Source organism: Vitreoscilla massiliensis, assembly GCF_001457815.1.
GTDB classification, from domain to species: domain Bacteria; phylum Pseudomonadota; class Gammaproteobacteria; order Burkholderiales; family Neisseriaceae; genus Vitreoscilla; species Vitreoscilla massiliensis.
Genome location: NZ_LN898212.1, coordinates 1 through 3,166 on the forward strand (window position 1 = coordinate 1; position 3,166 = coordinate 3,166).

A 3,166-nucleotide genomic window follows, 5' to 3' on the forward strand; every position below is an offset into this window, starting at 1 on the left:
TCATATCTTGTCTTTACTTCTTTAGCAGTGTGAGGCTTTTCGCACTCACACTTATCGGTAATCTGTTTTTAAAGAGCTATGCTACGACACTCAAAGAACCAACCGAAGCGGCTGTTTCGTTGCTGTGCCAGCAGCGAAGAAGCCGAATCTTACGCACATCTCGCCTACCCGTCAACACCTAAAGGCAAAAAGATTACAGGAATTTGACAATACATCTGATTTACAAAGGATTTTAAGAAGAAAGAATTTTAGAAACCGTGAGAACCACAACGAAGTATTCGCTACAACACAGGGGAAATGCAAAGAATGTTAGTTTCTAAATTAAGAAAAACATGCAAATATACAAAATAACATGCTTCGCTGGTTAAAATTCTCATCTCAAATGGTTAATTCTTATAAATGAGGAGACCACTGAGCCCAAACTAAATGGCCTCCTCAATATGAATTCAAACGATAAATCTCAACCATACAATTCAACTTACCAATATCACTATTGATGATTAAATAACCGTCAGTATTTCTTTCAGAGGCTTTCTTATTTTTTGCTGCCAATTGTGTGCTGCGGGATAACCAACAACTACGACCAAAGCAGGCAATTCATTTGGTGCAAGTGAGAATTGTCGCGCTACCTCGATGGCATCAAACCCACCTATGGCACAAGAAGCCAATCCCATGTCTTGCGCCGCAAGCATCAAAGTCATAGCAGCCAATGATGCTGAACGCATTGCCTCGTCTCGCTGCAACTGTTCATTGCTTTCATGAGCTGAGGCGGCCTGTAACACCCATGCATCTGCAACATGTTGCTCAATGATATGGGCATTCACACTGGCTTGAAGGGTTTTATGTAATTGCTGGTGTTCGGCGAGTTTACCGCAAATAATAAATGCAATTGAAGCATCCACTATTTTTTGTTGACCAAACGCAGCCGCTTTCAGCCGGGTTTTGGCTTCCTCTGATTGTGCCGCAATAAAGCGCCAATTTTGCATGTTATACGCTGTTGGTGCCTTGGTAGCCAAATCCACTAAGGTGATCATCTCATCTTCTTGTAAGGGGCGATTGGGCTGAAAATGATTGATGGACGTTCTTGTCTCAATCAGGTGTTGAATGGAATGATGCATATTGGTTCCTGGTGTTATCGGTTTGAAAGTGTGTTGATTATTGATTTCGGACTGTGGTCCATTGCACCGCAAAAATACTCAATAGAACAATAAGCAGTCCCAATAGCGCCGTGCCTGTTATGGATTGAGATAGAAAAACCCAACCTAAGACCACGGCGGTAAGGGGGCTTAATAATCCGAGGGAGGCAAACGCGATGCTTGGCAAACGAGCGATACCACGAAACCAAAGGACATAAGCCAATAAAGCGCCGGCGAGACTGAGATACCCATATGCCGACCACTCTTTTATACCCAACACCGGTAAGGGCATATCTATTAACCAAGCCATCGGTGCCAGCATCAATCCACCCAAAATCAATTGCCACCCTGTCAGTGACAATAAGGACAAACTTAATCGCCACTGCCGAGTCAGCCATACGCCTGTAGCCATGCAAGCAGCCCCTAACAATGCAGCAGCCATTCCGATAGGTTCAAAAATGGTTTGCGGAGACAGTAATAGCACTGCCATTCCAATAACGCCCATGATTGCCGAGACCAAGGTCAATCTTGTTGGAGACTTACCATTCACCGCCCATATCAACACCATCACAATTAATGGCTGAATGGCACCCAATACCGCCGCGAGTCCTCCAGGCAAACGGTAAGCGGCTACAAACAATAAGGCTTGAAAAATACCAATATTCAGCGCACTCAATACAAGCAAGCGCCACCAATTATGGCGAGCAGGAAACTGCCTGGTGAACAAAAACAGCAGCACACCGGCTGGTAATACCCTGATAAGCGCGGCTGTAAAAGGCCTGTCTGGTGGCAAAAACTCGGAAGTCACAATATAAGTTGAACCCCAAATGATGGGCGCGATGGCAGTAATGAGAATGTCTCGCCATCTGTGTAATAAAGAAATGTTTGACATGGTGTTGCACTTTATCTTGAAATGAAGATAATATAATCTTATTCAGCAAACTATCTTCAAGTCAAGACAAATGACAAACAAACCTAATTTGAAGCAACATCGCGACACAGTCGATGTCATTCTTAATCAATGGCAGCAAGAGCATCCACACCAAGACTTTAGCCCCATGGGTCCCATAGGCCGTATCAAGCGTTGTGCCATGTATTTAGAACAGCAAATAGAAGCTGGCCTATCCCAATATGAGCTGAGTCTGTGGGAGTTTGATATGTTGGCGACATTACGGCGTTCTGGTAGCCCATATTGCATGAGCCCTACCGAGCTTTTTTCGACACTGATGGTCACATCGGGCACCATGACCCACAGGTTAAAACGCCTAGAAAGCCGCAACCTGATAGAGCGCATTAAAAATGAGGAAGATTCGCGTAGCTCATTGGTACAACTCACAAATACTGGTCTAGAACTGATCAATCAAGCCGTTGAAAAACACCTAGAAAATGAGAAAGCCATACTTGCAAGACTGCCCAAGGAGGTCATTGAAAACCTTGATGAGCAACTGTCTCTGTTGCTATGTACATTGGAAACATCCCACCAACAAAAGGCCAAATAGCAGGGTTTTCAGGGATTGTGCACTGTCGATTTTATGCAAGCATATTTAAGAAGATGGTATCTGACTTCATAAAACATATGCTGCATAGGGCATTTACAGGCCGCTTATATTAAACAGAGTGATAGCTGCTGGTTTAAAGCCTTAACCCATTATTATTGATACTATTTTCAACAACCGGTTTACAGTGTGATCAAGTTTAATCGAAGCTATTCAACCCATGGCATTGACGGCTATGCTCTTTCATATTGGATTGACATCAAATCAGCCAGCAGTCACTCAAAAGAAACCAATGGCCAATAAACCTCGGCTCAACACTTATTTAACTGGTAGCAACTCAGATATCGCATGAATTTTGAATCATGACAATATTTAAATAAAAAGCGGCCTGTAAGGATAGCTACAGGCCGCATGAATGGCTTCAAGTATTTCACAGAACCGATATTGCTACAGCCAACATACATGAGCATCTGAGTGGTTGAGTTTGAGTTCTTGAAGGTAAGCGCATTGATGAATTGAAAGCGGCCTGTAACT

The 3,166-nt window shown here is 43.4% G+C and carries 3 protein-coding genes; 1 reads left to right on the top strand and 2 read right to left on the bottom strand.

The genetic code is table 11. The features are described 5' to 3' along the window. Positions 1–500: 500 nt before the first annotated feature. The gene (locus BN3003_RS00005) at positions 501–1,118 is read right to left on the bottom strand and encodes a nitroreductase family protein (protein ID WP_058304702.1); all 618 of its coding nucleotides are present in this window, start codon (positions 1,116–1,118) and stop codon (positions 501–503) included. Positions 1,119–1,155: 37 nt separating this feature from the next. After that, positions 1,156–2,028: an EamA family transporter gene (locus BN3003_RS00010; RefSeq protein WP_058304703.1), complete on the bottom strand. Its 873-nt coding sequence runs from the start codon at positions 2,026–2,028 to the stop codon at positions 1,156–1,158. 70 nt (positions 2,029–2,098) lie between these two features. Between BN3003_RS00010 and BN3003_RS00015 the strand changes: the two genes are divergently transcribed. Continuing rightward, positions 2,099–2,635: a MarR family winged helix-turn-helix transcriptional regulator gene (locus BN3003_RS00015; RefSeq protein WP_058304704.1), complete on the top strand. Its 537-nt coding sequence runs from the start codon at positions 2,099–2,101 to the stop codon at positions 2,633–2,635. Positions 2,636–3,166 lie beyond the last annotated feature (531 nt).